Origin of the sequence: Cedecea sp. NFIX57 (assembly GCF_900177785.1) — a bacterium.
GTDB lineage: Bacteria > Pseudomonadota > Gammaproteobacteria > Enterobacterales > Enterobacteriaceae > Cedecea > Cedecea neteri_C.
In genome coordinates this window covers 1-18,757 of the sequence record NZ_FXAS01000052.1, presented here as the reverse complement: position 1 = coordinate 18,757, position 18,757 = coordinate 1, and the positions used below count along the sequence as shown (strand labels likewise).

13 protein-coding genes, 1 tRNA gene and 4 pseudogenes are annotated in these 18,757 nt (G+C 44.2%); 12 read left to right on the top strand and 6 right to left on the bottom strand.

The genetic code is table 11. From position 1 onward, the window contains the following. The first annotated feature begins 760 nt into the window (after positions 1–760). Both B9Y90_RS24230 and B9Y90_RS24225 read left to right on the top strand, forming a co-directional pair. A complete protein-coding gene (locus B9Y90_RS24230) occupies positions 761–1,279 on the top strand; it encodes a hypothetical protein (RefSeq protein ID WP_085542893.1) in 519 nt (172 codons plus the stop codon). A gap of 528 nt (positions 1,280–1,807) precedes the next feature. Then, positions 1,808–2,056: an ANR family transcriptional regulator gene (locus tag B9Y90_RS24225; RefSeq protein WP_085542892.1), complete on the top strand. Its 249-nt coding sequence runs from the start codon at positions 1,808–1,810 to the stop codon at positions 2,054–2,056. A 463-nt stretch (positions 2,057–2,519) separates the two neighbouring features. Here B9Y90_RS24225 and B9Y90_RS24220 read toward each other — a convergent pair whose 3' ends face one another. Beyond that, complete coding sequence (locus B9Y90_RS24220) at positions 2,520–3,404, bottom strand: LysR family transcriptional regulator (RefSeq protein WP_061277021.1); 885 nt, start codon at positions 3,402–3,404, stop codon at positions 2,520–2,522. Positions 3,405–3,952: 548 nt separating this feature from the next. On the opposite strand from B9Y90_RS24220, the pseudogene B9Y90_RS24215 reads away from it, so the two are divergent. Further along, positions 3,953–4,269, top strand: a pseudogene (locus B9Y90_RS24215) (DDE-type integrase/transposase/recombinase); the annotation flags it as partial. A gap of 26 nt (positions 4,270–4,295) precedes the next feature. Beyond that, positions 4,296–4,656 (top strand): annotated as a pseudogene (locus tag B9Y90_RS24210) (Tn3 family transposase); the annotation flags it as partial. Between the two features lie 264 nt (positions 4,657–4,920). On the opposite strand, the gene B9Y90_RS24205 reads toward B9Y90_RS24210, so the two are convergent. Further along, positions 4,921–7,719: an InlB B-repeat-containing protein gene (locus B9Y90_RS24205; protein ID WP_085542891.1), complete on the bottom strand. Its 2,799-nt coding sequence runs from the start codon at positions 7,717–7,719 to the stop codon at positions 4,921–4,923. A gap of 890 nt (positions 7,720–8,609) precedes the next feature. Here B9Y90_RS24205 and B9Y90_RS27705 point away from each other — a divergent pair. Together B9Y90_RS27705 and B9Y90_RS27700 are read left to right on the top strand one after the other, a co-directional pair. Next, positions 8,610–8,710, top strand: a pseudogene (locus B9Y90_RS27705) (IS6 family transposase); the annotation flags it as partial. 143 nt (positions 8,711–8,853) lie between these two features. Continuing rightward, a pseudogene (locus tag B9Y90_RS27700) lies at positions 8,854–9,094 on the top strand (IS91 family transposase); the annotation flags it as partial. Here B9Y90_RS27700 and B9Y90_RS24195 read toward each other — a convergent pair. Continuing rightward, a complete protein-coding gene (locus B9Y90_RS24195) occupies positions 9,081–9,626 on the bottom strand; it encodes a hypothetical protein (RefSeq protein WP_085542889.1) in 546 nt (181 codons plus the stop codon). The pseudogene B9Y90_RS27700 and the gene B9Y90_RS24195 sit on opposite strands and share 14 nt — an antisense overlap. Positions 9,627–9,952: 326 nt before the next feature. Then, on the bottom strand, positions 9,953–11,308 hold the full coding sequence (locus B9Y90_RS24190; RefSeq protein ID WP_085542888.1) for a carbohydrate-binding protein: 1,356 nt from the start codon (positions 11,306–11,308) through the stop codon (positions 9,953–9,955). Positions 11,309–11,539: 231 nt separating this feature from the next. On the opposite strand from B9Y90_RS24190, the gene B9Y90_RS24185 reads away from it, so the two are divergent. The 3 genes from B9Y90_RS24185 to B9Y90_RS24180 all read left to right on the top strand — a co-directional run bounded on the left by B9Y90_RS24185 (position 11,540) and on the right by B9Y90_RS24180 (position 13,835). After that, on the top strand, positions 11,540–11,866 hold the full coding sequence (locus tag B9Y90_RS24185) for an Rpn family recombination-promoting nuclease/putative transposase (RefSeq protein WP_176227916.1): 327 nt from the start codon (positions 11,540–11,542) through the stop codon (positions 11,864–11,866). Positions 11,867–11,968: 102 nt separating this feature from the next. After that, positions 11,969–12,142: a hypothetical protein gene (locus tag B9Y90_RS26660; RefSeq protein ID WP_176227915.1), complete on the top strand. Its 174-nt coding sequence runs from the start codon at positions 11,969–11,971 to the stop codon at positions 12,140–12,142. Between the two features lie 511 nt (positions 12,143–12,653). Next, positions 12,654–13,835 carry a C2 family cysteine protease gene (locus B9Y90_RS24180; RefSeq protein WP_085542887.1) on the top strand — a complete coding sequence of 394 codons (1,182 nt, stop codon included), beginning with the start codon at positions 12,654–12,656 and terminating at the stop codon, positions 13,833–13,835. Positions 13,836–14,198: 363 nt separating this feature from the next. On the opposite strand, the gene B9Y90_RS24175 is transcribed toward B9Y90_RS24180, so the two are convergent. Then, the gene (locus tag B9Y90_RS24175) at positions 14,199–14,651 is read right to left on the bottom strand and encodes a helix-turn-helix domain-containing protein (protein WP_085542886.1); all 453 of its coding nucleotides are present in this window, start codon (positions 14,649–14,651) and stop codon (positions 14,199–14,201) included. Between the two features lie 310 nt (positions 14,652–14,961). Between B9Y90_RS24175 and rcsA the strand changes: the two genes are divergently transcribed. Beyond that, entirely contained in the window at positions 14,962–15,633 is a 672-nt protein-coding gene (gene rcsA / locus B9Y90_RS24170; protein ID WP_085542885.1) for a transcriptional regulator RcsA, read from the top strand. 769 nt (positions 15,634–16,402) lie between these two features. Here the strand turns inward: rcsA and B9Y90_RS24165 are convergent. Then, complete coding sequence (locus B9Y90_RS24165) at positions 16,403–16,711, bottom strand: RcnB family protein (RefSeq protein ID WP_176227914.1); 309 nt, start codon at positions 16,709–16,711, stop codon at positions 16,403–16,405. Between the two features lie 1,085 nt (positions 16,712–17,796). Here B9Y90_RS24165 and B9Y90_RS24160 point away from each other — a divergent pair. Both B9Y90_RS24160 and B9Y90_RS27415 read left to right on the top strand, forming a co-directional pair. Then, positions 17,797–17,873: transfer RNA gene (locus B9Y90_RS24160), tRNA-Ile, on the top strand. A gap of 566 nt (positions 17,874–18,439) precedes the next feature. Next, positions 18,440–18,568 (top strand): hypothetical protein, encoded by a 129-nt coding sequence (locus tag B9Y90_RS27415; RefSeq protein ID WP_254902749.1) that lies wholly within the window; start codon positions 18,440–18,442, stop codon positions 18,566–18,568. The last annotated feature ends 189 nt before the right edge of the window (positions 18,569–18,757 follow it).

Below are 18,757 nucleotides of genomic sequence, written 5' to 3'. Positions count from 1 at the left end.
GGAGTGGCCTTCCAATAAAGTGGCTGAACTTCTGCCCTGGAACGTAGAACTCACCGACAAATAACTGTCAATACGGCGCTCACTTAGCGCTTACGCTTAAGAAAAGCAGACTTATTGCGATTAATTGATAAAGACTCATCATACACCCTCTTTGTTTCTGGTTTGAACTACTGAAATCATGCTGTCCATACTTTAAACACCGTCACTAAATTTCTACCATTTTGAAGGAGTGGTTCATGTATATTCCTGCCGGAATCCGATATTTTTGGGATAATTCTTTTCAGTTGCTGTCGTGGGCGGAAAATAAATCAGATGACCCGTGGCCTCATCGCAAGCTCCACCGTAGATTGAAATCAGACCTGTCATGATACGAAATGTATCGGTTGATCTCTGCAGATGGCCAACCAGCGTGCCCTCTGTACTGGCAGCGGCGAAGCGGTGGTGGTAAAGATTTTTGAAAGGAAATGGACAGTGTATGCCAACAATCGTTGAAGGCGCAGCGCTGTCAGAAATCATAGACGGGAGAGACTCAGAACAGAACCTGATGGCTCATTGACATTGTGGTTTTAGGCTGTGATGATGGCCTCTGAACGAAAAGTGGCGCGGCCTTAAACATATCACCACCGCTCAACCGCCCGTCGATTTTTCAATGCTGATCAACTTATCTTTTGTGTTAGTGGTCCCGGGATCAGATCAAGAAAACGTGATATTTAATCCTCTCCTTTCATTGAGTGGAGGTTTAGAAAAAGGGAGGATCTGAATGAGAAATGTAGTTATCCGATTGTTGAATAGCCTTTTTATCATGTTTTTTTTGGCAGTCATACCATTAGACGCAAGGGCGACAGATACCTCTTGTCAGATAAAATTTGAAAACTGGATTGTTAAGCGGGAACCAGCAGGGTATGCAATCAATCCGGCTACGTTGGCAGTATTTGTGCCGGATAAGTGTATTGTTCGAAAAAGGAATACAGGAGATGACACTGTCATCTTGGTCAAAAACGTTTCAATTAGCATCGATGATAAAATTACAGGGAAACGAGCGCAGGATAAAACTTCGATATCCATAACACTGGATAAACACCATCACGCTAGTGTTTATATCGATTATTTTGCACTGAATGTAGATTACTCATCTGAAGGAATAACGACCATGCGACGGGAAGGAAACGACCTTTCTCTTGCCAACACCCGGCCGATAACCGCGCCAGATGTAGCCCCGCAGCATTATGTTCTTGCCCCGGGAGGAAAAATTATACTGTTTAACTGGTTCAGTCAGTAAGCGCGAACCAGACCTGGCAGGATGCGAACTTTATGCCTGGTCTCTGGACTGAGCCAATGGCTCAATTCCGTGGCAACAGGCAGAACCATAGAATGTTTGCCTTCAGAAAGGCCGGCGCTGCTGAGGATAACGAGCGCATGACTAAGATATCGGCATTCGGGTTAGCCAGAAGGCTAATTATGAGTTATTTTATCGCTCTGCTATGAGGCAAACTCTACTGGTGTCAATATTTTTTCTCAGCTTGCCGTGGCTTGTGTAATTAAGAACATTCTAAAAACAAGATGAGTGGTTATCAAGTCGAATTTATGAAAGAATTTAAAGGAAGTGTGTTTTATGGTTTTTCCAAAAAGATGAACATCAGTTTATTTTCAGTGTAAAATATATCTGCTGCAGGAAGATATGATCGCGCACCAAAACCCCTTTTGCACACTTCAGGAAATTTAATATATTTGCCTTAACGTTTAGACAAGTCTTAAAGCATAGATTTTTTTAATCCAAAAGCTATGAATAATGGGAATATAATTTCACGTGAATACATCAAGTTCAGCTGCATTTCAGACCTCTTCGGAATCTGTTCGAAAACATGAATGTCAGACGTATTATCAAATCGCAAATCGGGCATTACAGCTGGAGCAAGCGGCAGAATATACGATGGCTGCAAAGGTTTGGGCAAACGCACAGAGTGTATCGTGTAACGCACTTAATCAATACTGGAGTGAAAAACGAGCCGAATTTTGCCTGAAACAAAAAGAAAGAAGCAAAATTCTCTGCCAATAGTTGCCTAGTTTTTTAGTGTGTTAAAAAGAAGGCCGAACCACGATACCTTATAATGCGACGACACCGAAAGTATGCGTGTTGTATCAATGCATCCTGGGCGCGATATGCATATCCGGGGCGAGTCCCACGCACTACGTTTCCGCATTGTTGCTTCGGTTTTAGTTGCGCCTGTAAACAGGCTGTGCTGGCATTCTGTGGCAGCGTGTCTCTTCTTCTGCTGATGAGCGCGCTGCCCAGGATTGCATATTCCCGTGCGAGTACCCACCTGGACCCAGAATGTCGCTGGATCATGACATCCTGGCCGACATTGTGGATATGTCATGCATATGGTCTGCCAGTTGTCTTGCTGGCTGGGATGTTTTCGCTGCCGGATGTACAAGAAACGGGTACGTCCTGCGTGGCGTTGATTCTGATCCGGTGCAGGAGGATAAATGATACTCTCTGAGTCAGATTCGGTCCGCCTTTAGTGGATACAAATTTCCTTCAGGACCTCCACCCACCATTTTACGTGACGGGATTTATTATCTTCAGTCCAGCCTGTCCAAATCATTTCATAGCCTATTTCATTTTCAATGTTTGCAAGCTTGAGTTCATTATTGTTTAACAGTTCTCTGATGGAAAAGAGGGGGACGATACCAAACCCGCATCCACTTTTGATCAAATCAATCTGTGTTGCCATATCGTCAACAATGACCCTGTTGTTCATTCTGAGGCAAGGAATACTATATTTTACGATGCTGTCAAAATTTGAATTGCTAATGACGATACAATTTTCTTGTTCATGGCCTGTTTTTTTACTTTTTTCCCGGTAGGCTTTCAGGTATTCAGGTGTGGCGCAACAAACTAACTTATTGGTGCCCATTGGCATGGTTTTGACATTCATGTTTGACGGACAAGGATTTCCAGAAATCACAATGTCTATGTTGTGGCTCATCAGCTGCTGCCATTCATCCCCGTTTTTAATTTTTTGGATGATTAATTTTGCATCCGGGTAATGATTCAAGAAATCACAGAGATACTGACTAAATTTTTTTACGGCGAATGATTCACTGACTCCAATTTTAATCAGTGGGGCGGCTTTATTTTGAATGTTCAGACTGTTTTCAAGGTTGTCGACCGCTTTTAGAATCCACTCCCCCTCTGATGCGATGGTCTCACCGGTTCTGGTTAATTCAACGATGGGCCCGTTTCGTTTAAAGAGTTTAATGCCAAGTTGCTTTTCAACACTGGATACCCGGTATGAAATTGCCGACGGTGTCCTGTGTAATCTCTCTGCGGTTGTAGAAAAAGAGCCTGTTTCTTTGATCAGGTTAAGCAGCTGCATGACATCTAATGATAGTTTAGACATACTCAAGTTCCCCATTAAGTGGATGTGTAAAGTATCAACGACTCACGAGCATTGGCAGGATAACCGTTCCGTAAAACACGATAAAAGTCGAAGATTTAATATCGGGGCAATCTTATCCGACGTGAAAGTGTGAAAAGAATAAAAACCTTTAACTTGGTTTATGTTTAGTTTTTAATGTCTTAAAATTGCTATTTTAAAGATGTAAATTTATTTTTTCCTTGAAATTTAGTTTTATGTGATGCCCCTTACTCCTCTGAGGAGCCATTGTTTGACGGTTCACAGTTTGTTTTTCCACATAGTAAGTTATTTTGTTGTTGACATGTTCATTCACTTGTTTTTTTCTGAGAAAATATAACCCTGCAGCTATGCACCCGTAACATTAATATATTAAATACAACACTGAGATTTGTTTTTTAATGGTGAGTTTATTTTTTTCTTATGAAATATTTGTTAATTTATTTTAATAGTCTTGGGTTGAAAATAATGACACTGTTGAAAATAGTCGGTGGTGATAAACTTATCATCCCCTTTTGCTGATGGAGTAGGACATAAATCTATTCAGAGGTCGGCATTTTCAGCGTGACATCCTTTTGTGGGGAGTACGCTGATACTGCAAATACGGTATCAGCTACCGTGAGCTGCAGGAGATGCTGACCAATCGAGGAGTAAACGTTGATCACTCCGCGGTTGGCCGCTGGGTTCAGCATTATGCACCTGAAATAGAAAACGGCTGTGTTGGTACTGGCGGAACCCTTCCGATCTTTGCCCGTTGCACATGGATGAAACCTACGTGAAGGCCAATAGCCGCTGGGCGTATCTGTACCTGGCCTTCGACATCAGGGGGCGTACTGACGATTTTTATGTCTAACGGTAAAGCCGCGTACTGGTTTTGGCCCCTGGGAACACCTGATGGATGATGCGGGGAGCCGGATTCAACGCGCTGGTTATTTTGTGTCTGCGGGATCGCCTTCAGGATGTGTTGCGACGCCGGGACATCCCACCGATGGACATAAAGGCGGATAACAGCTGGCGTCACAGCGGGATGAAACCTGGAAAGCAGTCTCATCCCGTTTTGAAGGAAATACGGAAGTCCATATCTGTAAAGACGGCAAATATCCTTCCCTGACTATCGGCAGCGTGAAAAAACTGGAGGAGCCACCGTCATTAATTTTGCCACAACAATCGGGTCAGACAACTGTTCCCGCCGGTAGGTTTGACGGCATTGTTGCTTGAGATAGATGCCAGAACGGGAGTTTCAGGCGTAAAAAACCGACGTGGGAGGTCGGTTTTTATTATTCTGGGTTAAGCCGCCCGGTTGTGAGCTGAGTGGAAATACCTTTTACTGACCGCTAAATATCAGGTTGTTCAGTAGGCGAATGCGATGCGCCAGGGCATGAGTATCCTCGGCTCCTGAGAGCCGTTGACAGTTTCACTTTTGCTAACCGTGACGTTTTTCGAATCCAGGCCTGAATTACGGGCCAGCGCTCTGATGGGCGTGGAACATTTCCTGCCGCCATTATTGCACAGTAATGGTCATTTCAATCGGAGAGTCATAAATAGCGATGCCATTCTGTTCAAGATGCAATTTCAGTTTTGCCAGCCCCTTTTGCTTAGCCGTTCCTAGAAAGAGCGGGAATCCCTGGCCCTTTGTAGATAGCGAAGACAATGTAGCTAATGCGGGTGTTATTTGCTGACAGACCAGTCCGGTATCTCCTGCATCCAGTTCAACACGCATGTTAAGGTCACAAAAAAACTTGCCAAATATCGGGAGTGCTGGATAGAAGAAACGGTAGTCTTCGTTGATCCAAACCATCAGAGGTTGAACAGACTTACCTGCACTGATGACCGTGTTTTTTTCAAAACGCAGCAGGTCCGAAATCATGGCTGGAAGCAGGTGGATGCCGAACAACGGAATATCAACCCAGCTTGTTTTCAAATAAGTGATCGCCGACCCCTTTCCCGACTTGTCAGATGCGGCACAGGACAGCAGAACAGACGCATGCAGGTCAGTCTTCACCGTTTCATTGACGAGCTTTATGCCCGTCTTGTTTTGTGGTTCAGTGCCTCCGTTAAGTCTGAAATGCAATTCGCTATTTTCAAAATTGACACAGGGCTCCTGGTGACGGTCGACAAATTTGAATGTGGTCGATGCTGGCGTCTTGCCAGCAACAATGTACTGGTTCCAGTTACTGGGCCGCTGCACACAAACGCTCTGTGGCAATTTTGTATCGGTCCACAACGGCAGCGTTAAAATGATCGCGGACTCACTAGGCCTCCCTTCCATGGTAAATGCCAGGAACAGCGAAACCTCCGGTGTGCTCTGGGTGCCCAGATCAAACTGCAGAGTTGCTCGACCATAACAGTCGGTTGTCAGCATGTTTTGTTGCAGCCTGACCTCTTTAATTCCAGTCTTGTCCTGATAACGTTCCAGAGTGCTCACGTTGATACGCGTGTGGCCTAATGGGCCCCATGTGTCATGAAACACAATATTCAATTGTTGATTTTTGACATTTCTGTAGCAGTACATACCCACGACCAGATTCAAATCGTGTGATACCACATCCACAGCACCAATACACACACCGATACGTTTGTTTTCCTCAGGTAACAGAACAAGCTTCTCAGACACAGGAATACCGGTTAATTTGCCGTCAATCGTCCATTCTGTTGCACTATCCCGGTGGGTTGTAGAAGGCACATACTGCACTTTCATTTCTGTACCGTAGGGGAATTTTTCTCCTGCCGGGTCCAACTTTAATGTCCCACCAGCTGCAGCAACGGTGGCATCTGCAATCACGGAAAACTGATAATCCTTCCCGGTTTCGTATTGCGCTTTCAGCGCATGTGCCTGATCCATCTTAATGACCATAGGATTGGCTTTACCTGCAGGTAGACCATCCAGCTCCCAGCCTTTGAACTGGTGTCCGGCCCGCGGAATAGCTTTGACCGTTACCATTGCATTTTTAGGGTAAGGCCCTAACTCAGAAGGCAAAATAGTGCCCCCTATCACTGGATCAACAATCATCTGCAGCTGTTCGGTCCGGGAGTTCGGGGACGTACCGCGGTAAGAAGCCATCACCGCCGTGCTCACGCGCAGTAAGCTGGCAACGTCTGCTGCCAAAGGTTGATCGATAGGAGTTCCAAGTTTCTTGCCTTGCCATACTTGCCCTGCTGCAGAGAATGCAGGGATAAGTGTCGGAGAATCGATGGTATAACCCATCACTGTTGCATAAGCTTTATCCGGAGCAATGTAGGCGTGGGCATAGTCATACATGGGTGATAAACCTAATCGTGTCGGCTGGGTGTGCCGGGAATGCTTTGCCCCCAGCAAATGTCCCAATTCATGGGCAAAAGTCATACCGGGATCAAATCCGACAGTTTGTGTTGTGACAGATATAGCCAGAGTTGCAACAGATAAATCAGTGACATCATGGCGAACAGGCTCGGGGAGAGAACTGGCAATTCCTACAGTTTCCACAGCCATCCCGTGAACATGCGCAACTTGCCCCTCTCCTAACAGCAAAACGATATCTGCATTATGGACGTCTCTTCTTTCAGACACAGCATCCCACTGCGGCATTCGTGTTACCTTACCAGTTCCCCCTACATCGACCGTAACGACCTCATTCTGAAGCAGGTCTACCACCTCTGTGTATTTAAATGAGGTAAACTCTTCCATAGCAAGAACGTTGACGCTGGCGTGGATCGCTGTGTTCTTAAATATCTGGTTGGCCTGCTCCTGCATATGACCAACGATAGCCTTAATATTGTTTTCGCCAACGCGCTGTTTAATTGCTGTCGGGTACAGGGCCAGCACAGTTATAATAGCTTCTGCGGCATTGCTATTATCATAGATACGACTAACATGGCTGGCTTCAGGATCCTGAGGTTTGATTGCTGGCTCATGGCAAGTGATTCCCTGAGAGCGAACAAGGTCGATGCGAACGTATCCATTTCCTGTCGGAGTGATAGCATAACGCTTATTTGCAATACTGATCTGACCCGCAACGGCAATGTCTCCTGTTCCTTCCAGACCCGTGATGCATAAGTCAGCATAGATTTCCGGGTTCTCAGGTGCAGTTCCATGCCACATGCAGGTATCAGAAAATACTGGCTTCACAGCCTCTGTCCTGAACAAATATGCTTTACCTGGTAACGGATTGAGATAGACAATACCCGGTTGATAAAAAGCCATATTCTCAGGAGGAAATACCAGTGAACGTAATACCTCAATATCTAGTTGAAGATCATGTGACATCACGTTACCTAGGGGATCATGAATAATAGACTTCGAGTGAATGAAAAGATGATTCATAATACATATCCTATTTTAAAGATAATTAACGCACTCAATAGTGCGGCCTGTATACGCGAACAAACAAAGGGGATGACCGGCAAACACCCGGACAATGATTCGTGCAATAATTAAAATCAGATCTTCTCAACACTGAACACTCCCTGAGTCTGCTGTCATCGCGAGTTCATAAAAAGGTTTGTTGTTGTAGGGCATGCTTTCTAGGGATAACGCGATACTTCGCGCGTGCTGGGCCGGAACGGAGTGGGGGATTGATATTTGTTTTATCAGTATGGTCTTCCTGAATGCCCGGAACCCTACTTGGTCTAAAGTAGATGGTGTATTTAATTGATGAAATAAATCATTTGAATTCATGTGGCTATATATATGGATGCATACTGCTTGCAAGGTTTCACTGTTCTGGTTTTGAAGAAATAATGCCATGATCTTATATCCACCATACTATATCCTGAGCTGACAGCATCAATTAAATTCACTGATCCACGCTTTATTCACCTGATGTGAATTACCGTTATGATTATATTCTGATCAGTCAGGCCATAACCTAACCTACTTTTTCCATCACATTGGCTACACATGCAATTTTTCAGCACCAACTTCTGGCTAACGTGTTAATACTTATCAGCGTATAGTTCAAAAATATTTGTGCTGGCACAGCGTAAACAAAAATCCTCTTCATAAAAACTGTATGAAAGCACATTTTTTATGAAGAGGATTTTAGAGTAAATATTACTTCCGGACATTGAATTGTTTTTGAAATTAAATGAAAGAGGGCATGAAAAACTTTGGGGCAATTGATGGTGTTGGTGCTCGGATGGCCAGAGGGTTCTGTCGAAAAAACAAAGGTAAAGTTACATTGTCGAGCCATGACTCCAGCTTAAGGTTGGAAAATGCTCAGCTTCAAAGGTCGTCATTTTCCCAGATATTTTCATTTTGATGGCCGTACGGTGGAAGCTTGCCAATTCGCTTAGTTATCGCAATCTCGAAGAGCTACTGGAAGAACTCGAGGCTGATGCAGACCATTCCACCGTGCATAAAATACTGCAGTTTGGAAACAGTTTTATTCGTTAGCCGCCTAATTGTGTCCGGGATAAGGCTCACTTCGATTTTGTAGAAGATTTTCGACAGGACAGCAGTGCCTGCGGTATGAAGGCCACTGAACAATGGATTACGGAGCAACAGCATATTCTGCACGGCCGCGAATGGTAGCACATAACCCTTCACCATCCCCGACAAACTCTGGCCCGCCTTCGCCAGTAACTGGGCACTGCTCAACCACTTATTTTGCTGCGTGGCCAGGAAATTGATGAAGTGTGCCGAAAAGCTTGGGATTGAGATTGGCCTGTTTGTCGCGCTTTTCACTACATACAGGGAATCACAACCTGGCGCAGCGGCCCTGCCACTGGTGGAAGAGTAAATACCGCTGTCAGTCGGGTCACCTCTTTAGCTGGAACCTCAACATAGAGGGTGAGTGAAGAGTCTGTCGCTTTTATCCAACGCTTCAGCTCTGCTTCTTGCAGGGCAAACGACCATGTAAAAACGTTATGCTCCTGAAACGATCCAGATGAATACCAGGCTCGCTGCAAGGTCTGTTTACCCACTCTTGCACTCACGAGGCGAGCCTTTTCTCCCGTCGCGCCGGGGCCTTCAAAAACTCCCGTTGGAAACTGTGTTGCCAGTGTATTTTCAGCCTGTAACGTCGCCCGGACAGGTGGCGCATCTTTTCGACAGGACAGAGTGAGCCAAACCTTTCCTGATATCCCCCTGTATTCGCCCACCCCCTCGATGGTGGCTGTAGTCAGCGGGTTGTTCAGGTATGGCTTCTCGATTTTCCACCGGGTTTCAGCGGTGACCCGGCTGGTTAAAAAAAGCAAGAAAGCTGAAACTGCAATCAAAGTGTATTTCACGGAATACGTGTCCTTTCTGGTATACGGGTCAGTTCATAGTACATATAATTTGTTGGTATAGGATTTCAGAGAATTGAAATATCACCCTTTTATGGTTCAACAAACTCATCATTTTTTAAAAAGTTAAACTTTGATTCTGTAAACCAGTTTTTGAGACTGATATTCGACGCGATTATGTCGCCTTTTCACGTAAAATCTGAGTTCACAAAAACGAAGGTTTTTGATGAACTCACTGACGAATACCCACCCCAGTTTGCAGCCAGGGGCATAGGGATGTGCTGCGCCAACATTTTACACGTATTATGAGCTGACCCATTTATGCTCACCTAATTAATACATTCCCACAAAGAATAGGTTTCATCCGGTGTCCACGTCAAAATTGACAGGTGCTGCTGAAGGCACAGGTAATGTTTACCTTTGTACGAAACCCCATTTCCCCGGGAATAAAAAATACCCGATTCCCATTCCGGATAAACATCCGGTGAGCTTTGCGCGGTAGTCACCGCAAGTGGTTCGCCTGGTTTTGACTGATTGCCCTTACTATCAATCGCGGTAAGAAAGTAGACGTATTTTGTTGCGGGCGTCAGTGATGTATCTGCCCAGCGTATGGATTCGGTTCGGGCTATTTGCTCACCATCACGAAATATTGCATACAAGCTGACATCCGTTGCTGAGGAAGTCCAGGTCAGTGTAACAGATGTTGAGGTCAGGTCACTGGCTATCAACCCTTCCGGAGCCGCAGGGGCATCGTCAGGGATGACAGGCTCATCGGTTAAGGCAGCCCGGAAGCGCTGAGTATATTCCCCCGACACTTTTTGTTCCGGATTACTGCTGCTGACCGCATCTGCGTGACCAAGCGAGGATGGATTATCCCGATTGAATGACCACATGGCTACGAAACACAGGCCGGCACGGTTCGCAAATTGCCCGACACGATCGGCATTTTCAAGAGTGAACATCTCATTCGGATCATCGTTCATGCCAATCATTGGCGTGACAGCAACCCGGGACATAAGGTTATTTTCGGAAGGATAAAGAGTTTTCAGTTGATCACTAATACTGGTGGCAGCTTTGATTGCCGAAGCGGCCATATCGGCATCGTCTGTGTCATTGTAATAGTCCATCGCCATTCCGTTAACCACAAAATCGAGGCCTGCAGCCTGAGCCTGCCGGAGAATATCAATTCCTGTGGCGGTTAATCCATCTGGCATGACAGGAAGCGTAAAGGAAATTTGCAACTGAGGGTAGCGCGTCTGAATACCGGCTATCGCCTGGCAAATTTTTGTCGCGTCATACAACCCGTTTTCAAGGTCAAAATCCAGACCATCTGCATGGTAAAGGTCAATCACCGACTGGTATGTATCCTGTAACTCCGGGACAGAGAAAGATGTTGAAATATCCGGGTTCGCAGCGCCACCAAATGCCACAATGACTTTACGGTTTGCTGTTTTTAGCTCTTCAGCCAGCGGCACGGCCCATCCTAAAGGCATAGAGTCTTGTGCTGCCCAACAGGCTTTATTGCCCGGGGATAGGGTCAGAAAACCAAGGACCAGTCCATCCACATCCCACTGGACAGCCTGCTGTGAATAAAGTGCATTCGGGCGACCAGCAGGAAAATTCTGCCAGTCTGACCAGGTTGCATTTACGGTAACATCAATAAATGGGGTTAATTTTGTAGTCATTGCAGGGACTCATATTCGTAAATGTAGATACTGCAATAATTTCCTGATAATGAAATTACTGCACTGGTTTAACGGAAGGTAAAACCCCAGAAAGAGTACTGTCTTTTGCTTTCAGCCAGTCTGTTGCTCGTTTTTGCATTTCTCTGGGCGGTATCCGCTGTTAAAAAATAATCCGCCTGTTTTCTGTCCGGGAAAAACGAAGTTTAATCACAGTACATCCAGGATTTTTGAATGCCGCTTCGCAGCATGGAGGTGCCAGCCGGAGCTGAAGCTGGTTATTCCGGTGTTGTTCATCCACGGATGCGACAGCCCTGGCCGTATACCATGAACTGGACGAAACTGATCGCCCTGATGAACTGGATGCTGCAGACAGGAGATACAGCCAGACCTGAAGTATTCCTGCAGGCGCTGGCCCGCTGGTCACCGCAGCGTGAGGACATTTTTATGACAATTGCACAGAAACTGGAAGAGAAGGGCCTTGAGAAGGGATGCATGAGGGTATCCAGCCCGGTGAACAACGTGGGATTGAAAAAGGCAAACTCGACGTTGCCCGCATGATGCTGCAGAACGGACTCGACCGTAACACAGTGATGAAAATGACCGGTCTGGCGGCGGAGGAGATCGCCCAAATCCGCCATTAACCTTTCTTCAGGACACACCTTGTCAGAACGCATAGACGCAGAGTCACCGGAGAGCATCATCGCGGCACTCTCTCACCTGGCGCGTCAGAAGGGTGAGGTCGGCACGCTCTGGGCTGAAAATCTGTTTTTCACCCGCTGGCTGGCCATCGCGCAGAAGCAAAAACGTTTTCCCCGATATTGCCCTCTTACTTGAGCGGGGCCGCAGCCAGGGCCCGGAATCCATAAAACTCAGCGGCCAGCGCCGCCACGCCCTGTGAAGTCAGATACCGCATCTGCTCACTACAGCCTCTCGGTATTCCTTCATGCCCATAATCTGTTCCTCCCGATCACTTTGCACTCTGTGCGTAACTCCCCGACTGCAAATGACCTCTGATTATTCGCCCCTGCCTGACCGCAGCAAAAATCACCGCCTACAGCTGAGTTTTATCATAACGGGGAAAAATAGGGAGAATGTGTTGAACAATAAATCAGAATCAGGCACGCATCCCGGAACTATCCTGCTCAGTCCCCCCACCAATCAATTCTGCCACATATTGATTTGCAGCGGCCATACTGCTCTGAAGTTATACTCCTTATAACAAATTCATCTGATCTTAAATTTTTTTAACATCTTGATTTTTATATTTGTTTTAATATATTTTTAGAGCAAATAATGCTCTTTAAGATATTAGTTAATTTTTATTTAAAATGTAAAGGATTTATTGATGAGTACCCCTTTTTTTAAAGATCAAGACATAAGTGTAACTAATTCTGATTCCTGGCCTGACTCACCTGACCGTAATATCTGGAACTCCGGGAAAAAAGCATGGTCAAGCGTATTAACAAACCCTGACTTCAAGAACGATTATGATATGTCGGTGAACCTCAGCTCTTACAAAGAGTTGCTGGAAAGTTGCCAGCCCGTTTCATTGAATAAGTGTATAGCTTATAAGAAAGATCCTGTGTTATTGTTGACACGTCAGGCACTGGATTCCAAAAAATATATTGTTGATGATACGTTTTTACCAAAGTCATGGAGTGATAGTGTAATTAATCATCATGCAAGGATCAACAAAATTTCAAATACCCCTGCGCTATATACTCAAGCTCTTTCTTTAATCGATTTTGAACAAGAAAAGCTTGGTGATTGTGGTTTTGTCAGTACGATTGGCGCAATATCAGTTCATCCGGAAGGACACAATTTATTATTTTCTTCTATTTATCCTTCTATATATAATCCTATGGGGCTCTATTCAGTCAGAGTTATTAGTGAAGGTGAAATATTATATGTTCTTGTAGATGATGATTTCCCTCGAGAATCCTATTCGGATATGGTTAATTCTAATGAGTTTTGGTTCTACATTATTGAAAAAACATTTGCGAAAATTAACGGTGGATATCAAAATTTAGGTGGTGGTTTTGAGAGGTATTTTGGTATTGACTCAACTGAAAACCATGAAATAACAGATGCCAATAGGAACGATGTATGGGATAAATATTTTAAAACAATATTTCATGAAAAAGGCCATACTACTTATCAGGGCACGGGAAGCGATAAAAATACAAAGTATTTAGTTTCAGCGCATGCTTACGCAGTGATAGATACAGCAGAATGGAACAATATTAAGCTGGTACGGCTTCACAACCCATGGAACGTAGCTAATTATGAAAAGGAATTTTCGCCAAACAGTAAAGAATGGGATTCCGTGCCGGATGCTGTGCAAAAAACAACTTTCCAGAGAGACCGATTCCGGAGCTTGTCTGGTAGCAAAGAAGTACCAAAAACTTTCTGGATGCCCTACGACTACTATCGTCACGATATTCCTAAAATAAGCGAGCTATTTTTGAGTGCCAAACTTCCTGCTGTTTTAAAATCTATTGCGCACTCTAACTCAATCCAGAAATGAATGTTTACTAAATCATCCCCCGGCTTCGCCGGGGGACTTATGAAGATTTATTCTTAAGGGGTTCCGTAGTCATTTTTGCAATAGCAGGTTGATCTCCTTCTCTGAAAACAAAAACTATTTCCTGAGCGAAATCATCTGCTACAGAAGGTGTCCTTTGGGGGCCAGTCGTTGTTCGTCATTATAAGGAGAATACATCGGAGGCAGTTACATAGTTATGACGAGCCCGGCTACAATATCTCTCAGCCTGGGCAGTATTTTTATAAGATATTGAACCGGGCAGCATAACAATCAGGTTAAAATAAAATAGATGATTTTTAGTACAACCTCATTTATTTTAGTGAAGTAAACATGCATACGATGAGATCATGACTTAAATAACATAATAAATACCCCAGAAATGAGTAGCGTTAACAATATTAGGAAGGGTGTAATCCGACAAGATTTATATTTTTTTAATACACCCTCTCTTTTCGTATTTGGTGAATCATTGTTTCTTTTTGATAGTGTTTCGAGCATATAGCCTTGTCCGGAGATGTTTCTTATTAAGGCTGAATTAACCTTTTTAGTCAATTTTTTTCTTAATCTGAATATCAGCTGGAGGATATTGTTTTTAGAGATTGCGGCACTTCTTTCAGGCCAAACGAAACTAATTATATCGGTATGACTGACCACTTGACCTTTTCTTTGCAGCAAAAGTGAGAATAACTGAAATTCCTTTTCTGTCAGATGCAGAGTGTTTTTAATTAAATATACCTGGTCTTCACTAAACATGTCAGATGATGAAGTATCAATAGTGTATGATATATCTTCTTTCATTCATTTCTCTCCTGTTGTTCATTCCCTTTCCTAACGATAACAATATTTGAAGGAGGGATTTAATGCATGTTCAGAATGATTGTCATAGTAATGGTGTTATTAATATTACCAGGGATTATCTGGCTTCCTGTTGCTCGGAATTAATAAGGTATGAAGAAAGGAGAGTGTATGATTGTAATCGTTTAATGATTTATTCTGTTTTATTGTGAAAAGCTGTATCAATAAAAAATCAGATGGTTACTATTAAATTAAAATGTACGATACATGATATATAATTATTATGTCGGGCATAATATGATGAGAGTGTGCGATGTCGGTAATCATAATGGATCCGTGTAATTATACTAAAGCTGGTATTGAATATTATTTCAACGGCAAAAAAAAGACAGGAACGAAGGTGTATGATATTGATGATCTGAGCTGCCTTTCTTCTGTTTTTATTGAAAAAAAACCTCAGGTTGTATTTTTAAATGAAGAAGCATTCATTCATAATGAAGAGTATTGTTTTGAAGTTAAAAAAATGACAAGCAAATATAAAAATACGCTTTTTATTATTTTTATGTCTGTTGATCTTTCTTTTATGGGACACTGGCTATGGGTGAGAAATAATGTCCTGATAACATCAAAAGCACTGCCTCTTGAAGGATTGAATCGTTTACTGGCAGACTACAGAGATTATAATTCACCTTATTCTGATGAACTAAAGTTTCCGGTTTTTTCCTTGAGCTGTTCCGAATGTTGCGTTTTGCAGATGTGGGCCGCGGGTTGCAGCACGGAGCAAATATCCCGGATGATGAATATTAAGATAAAAACGGTTTTTTCCCATAAATCAAACATAAATATAAAAATCAAAGCGACCAATAAACATACTATGTTTCATATCATCCGTATTATCAATAGCATTACCAGTGGCGTATCGGTGAAAGGATGCCCGGCGCTTTCGTCTTTTCACCCGCGCCGTTCCCTGGAGGAATCGAAATAAGACATCACTGAGGCTTTGCACAGCGCCCTGTTTCTACCGATGTAGTGGCCGTGGCGGCTGTGTTGCTACCTTGGAGGAGTTCTCTCTTTATCGCAGGAATACGGAATATCAGGCTGAATGATGTGTGCCCGCCGGTTAAGAGGATCGCTCCGGGAGATGTCCCGATGCAAGCCTGCCTTAATGTGCCGGATGCGCTCAATGCAGGGAGCACCGTGGCCATTTTTCTCTGTGCATAGGGTGTCTGGACGGTATGTCTCACGAAATCGTTATGACCTTGGAACAAGCCGGCCGGGCAGGGACATCAGTTGACTCAGAGGGCATGTGTTTGGCGCGAAGTCTGCTGCGGTGTGACAGTAACGCCGATGACCTTTTCTGACTGATTTTCATGTTAACGTGATGAATACCAGGAGGTATACTGAATGTGAAGAGGCGTGCAGGATCCTGAGTCATCCTGTGTACCATCGGCGGACACACAGGTAGCTGTGACGAAGAAACATAATCCGACAGATCTTTTGCACCGGTAGCAACCTGAATGGCAGCGTTGACATGAAGATAATTTCTGGCATGGCCTATGCCTCGACGAGCAAAACAAAAGAGCATTCTTATCCCCTTAGCGAATAAGCCATCTATTGTTTTTGTTAATCGTTATTATGAGTCTGAATGACCCTCTAATGCCTGAGGCTCACACCACCAGGCATTGATAATGTTGATATTTTTATAAGTTTATATTCTTCAAAGTTTATATGTGTTTTTTTGTGTGAAAATGCTGCTAATCCAACATTTTTACATAGAAAATATCAGACGATATGGCACGGGAAATTTTATGATCATGTTTATCGACCAACACATATGTACCCTCCATATAGCTCCAGAAAGTATTTTTCGGCGGAGCGGGAAGATGTCTGATCTTCCATGCAGTGATATTATAACCTGCGGTGAATAACAGGTCGGGTGCTTTATCACCAATCCTGTATTCGTGATAATTTGCGCGGAAGTGATCGACATCGTAAGGTGTGGAACTTTTGGCGTAACTTACCGCACTCATTAAAAGGAATAGTAAAGCAGTTAATTTCTTCATTGTATTTCTCATGAAATAGTATTGACTCCGTGGTTATTCGAGCAGATTAAGAGAAAAAAATGAAGGGAAGTCCTGGTGTTTTAAGATTTTAGATAAAACACGGGCAATAAAAAGAACAGATTTAGTGCTATGATTTTGATTTCATGAATTTATTTTTTTGTTGTTAATTAAGAATATTCTTGTTTGGCTGCGGGTTTCGTAAAAAGCCTAAAAGAGACAACCTTATTTTTACCACGAAGGGAGATTGTGTTGCTGTCCGGTGCTCCAGGCCACGCGGGTTAACAGCGGTGCCCAGTTAATCAGGAACAGTTTTTTATATTTATCTTGAAAATTATCCCTGAGGTACCTGGTTTACAGCGTACGGTTGTGCACGTAGCATTTGGTCCGTTGATTGTGCAACACCTTGCGGCGCAATGAGCAGGACAAATGCCGTGTGCGCTTTTTCATCTGCGAAGAAGGGATAGCCCGGAGTGACGGAAATGCGCACTCGCACTTGCACCCTGCGTACTATTTTCCCCACACACAGTATTTTCCCTGAAAGCACTGCGTCGTGTTATCCGGATCTTAGCGTGCAAGAAAACCTGTTTGATCATCGGATGTCATAGATGTTTTTCCAGAGTAATGGGGTTCTGATGGCCCCCGAGTGAGAAGGGCGGCGCCTGAATTGTTTTACTGTTTTATCATCACCGGCAGTATCCTCTTTATTACTGTCGGCTATGGCCACGCTGATTGAGGTGAATATCTCCGTGCTAGAAGCGACGTGGTACGATCTTCTGTCGAGGCAGATGTGGCTCCCTTGCAGGCGGGAATGTCGAGAAAGCTGGTGCTGTAATTGCAGATTGAAGCCTCGCGAAATCAGACAGATGCGGAAAAGATTCGCTACGAAAATAGTTACTTCAGAAAGGGCGGCATAAACTCGAAAAACAAAGTCATAACATCTGAAGCTACCGGCATGATACTGAAAGATTAACTGAGCCTGTTCTGAGGCTGGCCTCGCTTACAGGCATCTGCCATCCCCGGTAGATCCCGTCATACAACATTCAGCAATATACAAGAGGGCTCCATTTTTTTGGTATTGTCACATACCGCCACTAGCTCAACAGGACAGAGCATCAGTCTTATACGCTGAGGGTACGGGGTTTGAATCCCCGGTGGCGGACCAAATAAGGTACCACTGCTTTGCGTTAGCCAGGTACAAATAAAGATTCAAAAAATACAGTCAATTACACTAAACCCCGATGTGAGAGAGGGTACGCTTTCTCAGTAATGCAGATACTATTGCAATGTCAATGATGTGGCTTGTAGGGTTTTGGTTATCTCATCCTGTTGTATCAGAGCTCACTGACTGTAGCAGTTTGTTGCTGTCTGCCTCAGGTTCGGCTCGTTGAGCTATACAGAAATGACCGATGACATTACGAGTTCTTTCAACGATGCAGCCCATTTACCTGCAGGGCGGAGTCGATCAGAGTAGCGGCGCTGAAAGTATTCTTTTCACTAAATCCAGCAAACAGCGACTTTTGGGGAAGCCTCTTAATTTACTGTACGTGCCATCGATGCAGCTGGTAGCGGGATTGTGAGGATTCGGTTAGAGATATTAAGCAACAATGATCCTCATCAACTTGTTTGACTGACTGATTACAAGGAAAGGACTTAACGCACTGTTGAAAACTAATCCTGAAACATGGGCAGTGACTGCTACTCAGTCAGACAATTTATTGCTATAGGCACATGATGTCAGCGGTGGACAGTGTGGTGACGCTGACGGCGCAGGCAGAAGACCGTTATGCAAACCCGGTGAGAGATGGGGCAGTAGGAGTGATGTTCCTGACGCTGGCGGGCGACATTGCGCTGCGGTGAGTACGGCGGTGACGTACACTACGGGCGTTGAAGCTACTGAAGCAGGCAGGGAAGTTTGTGATGCAAGCGTCGTCGGCCGCTGACCGTCCGGTGCGAGCCTGTACATAAATTTGTGTAATTGCCTGATTTTGATATGTTCAATCCAACATCAAAAGCAGGTTAATTTATGGACGAAAAACAGTTGCAGGC

Bases quoted from the DNA above. Each gene is read 5' to 3' on its own strand.
- B9Y90_RS24190 (WP_085542888.1), bottom strand. From the start codon at position 11,308: ATGACTACAAAATTAACCCCATTTATTGATGTTACCGTAAATGCAACC.
- B9Y90_RS27415 (WP_254902749.1), top strand. From the start codon at position 18,440: ATGATGTCAGCGGTGGACAGTGTGGTGACGCTGACGGCGCAGGCAGAA.
- B9Y90_RS24175 (WP_085542886.1), bottom strand. From the start codon at position 14,651: ATGAAAGAAGATATATCATACACTATTGATACTTCATCATCTGACATG.
- rcsA (WP_085542885.1), top strand. From the start codon at position 14,962: ATGTCGGTAATCATAATGGATCCGTGTAATTATACTAAAGCTGGTATT.
- B9Y90_RS24205 (WP_085542891.1), bottom strand. From the start codon at position 7,719: ATGAATCATCTTTTCATTCACTCGAAGTCTATTATTCATGATCCCCTA.
- B9Y90_RS24165 (WP_176227914.1), bottom strand. From the start codon at position 16,711: ATGAAGAAATTAACTGCTTTACTATTCCTTTTAATGAGTGCGGTAAGT.
- B9Y90_RS24185 (WP_176227916.1), top strand. From the start codon at position 11,540: ATGCCGCTTCGCAGCATGGAGGTGCCAGCCGGAGCTGAAGCTGGTTAT.
- B9Y90_RS24220 (WP_061277021.1), bottom strand. From the start codon at position 3,404: ATGTCTAAACTATCATTAGATGTCATGCAGCTGCTTAACCTGATCAAA.
- B9Y90_RS24180 (WP_085542887.1), top strand. From the start codon at position 12,654: ATGAGTACCCCTTTTTTTAAAGATCAAGACATAAGTGTAACTAATTCT.
- B9Y90_RS24230 (WP_085542893.1), top strand. From the start codon at position 761: ATGAGAAATGTAGTTATCCGATTGTTGAATAGCCTTTTTATCATGTTT.